The 1,224-nt window shown below is 66.6% G+C and carries 1 protein-coding gene; it reads right to left on the bottom strand.

Annotated elements, in window-relative coordinates; all coding sequences use genetic code 11:
* Positions 1-328 precede the first annotated feature (328 nt).
* Positions 329-1,224, bottom strand: an 896-nt coding sequence (locus tag J6497_RS40725) for an IS110 family RNA-guided transposase (RefSeq protein WP_225709755.1), incomplete at its 5' end; no start/stop codon positions are given.

The following is a 1,224-nucleotide window of genomic DNA, read 5'->3' as shown; positions in this document are numbered from 1 at the left end:
TCATATGGGGATTTGTGAGTCAAGGCCTTTCGATTGGCTTGAGTGAGGTTGGCACGGTGCGAGGGCGGCGCGCGGAGCCATGCGTAGCGCAGCGCGCCGACCGTGTTCCGGGCGAGGATTGGCTTCCGAAGATTTCTGCAGCTCACTGCATCACCTCATATCCGGTCGGACTGGTGTGGTCCGGACCCACATTCCGCATGCTTGCGGCGAGGAAGCCCTGAGGATGAGACCCATCTACAAAACGGCTGTTTGTTCGGCCCATGGGTGGCACGGTCATCATCCATCCCGCGCGGACTGCGGCGACGCGCAGCGGTGCGGTGGTTCGGTTCTATGCCTTCATCGTCGCTCCCGCAGGCACAAGTCCGGTGGTGAGGTAGCGCCAGAGCGCCACGCTGATGCCCTGCTCGCGATCGATGCCGCCGCTCTGCCAGGGACTGGGCGTCAATCCGCAATAGCTTGCGACCTCGCGCCGGTTGCGGAAGTCCTTGTAGAACACCTCGTTGGTCAGCGTCGCGGTGAAGGCCGGGCCGAGGGCTTTAAGCCGCTGCAGCAGATCCTGCCGCTCGGCCGTCTGCTCAGGAACGGCAAGGGCCTGAGCCTGCGCCTCTTCCAGCGCCGCAAGCTGGTCACGCATCAGCATCAGCCGCGCGTGCTCGCGCGTCACTTCGGCCAGCAGCTGCGGCGGCAGCGGCTGCCCCTGCCAGTCGCGCTGCCGTGCGAGCCAGCTCAGCCAGTCCCGCCGCCGCGGATTGCCGGCCGCCATTCCCCGAAGCCGCAGCAGCGCCTTGATCCGGTTGGTATGGGCCGTCTGTTCCTTGACCAGCCGATCGCGTTCGCGGCTGGCGCGCCTGGCGTCTTCCTGCGCCACACTCGGCACCCGCACGATCCGCACCACCCGCGGCTCACCGCGCAAATAGGCCATCAACGTCCGCAGCAGAAGCTCCCCGTCGATCCGGTCCGTCTTGGTCCGCCGCGATCGCTGCTCCACCGCGATGCTCGCCGGGTCGAACACGAAGTTCAAAATCCCGGCGGCCTCCAGCAGCCGGTGCAGCCAGAAGCCATCGTAGCCGGCCTCGTAGCAGCTCACCACACGCGGCACCGATCCGAGCTTCTCCCCCGCCCGGCTGCGGACCTTCTCAATTAACCCCAGCAGCCCCGCATGATCGCCGCCCTCCAGCTTGTGACGCGACATCCGATCCCGATCCGGGCTGTGCAGCGTCACCA

Origin of the sequence: Bradyrhizobium cenepequi, assembly GCF_020329485.1 — a bacterium.
GTDB classification, from domain to species: domain Bacteria; phylum Pseudomonadota; class Alphaproteobacteria; order Rhizobiales; family Xanthobacteraceae; genus Bradyrhizobium; species Bradyrhizobium cenepequi.
Note: the sequence above shows the minus strand (reverse complement) of the source record. Positions and strands in the feature narration are given on the sequence as shown.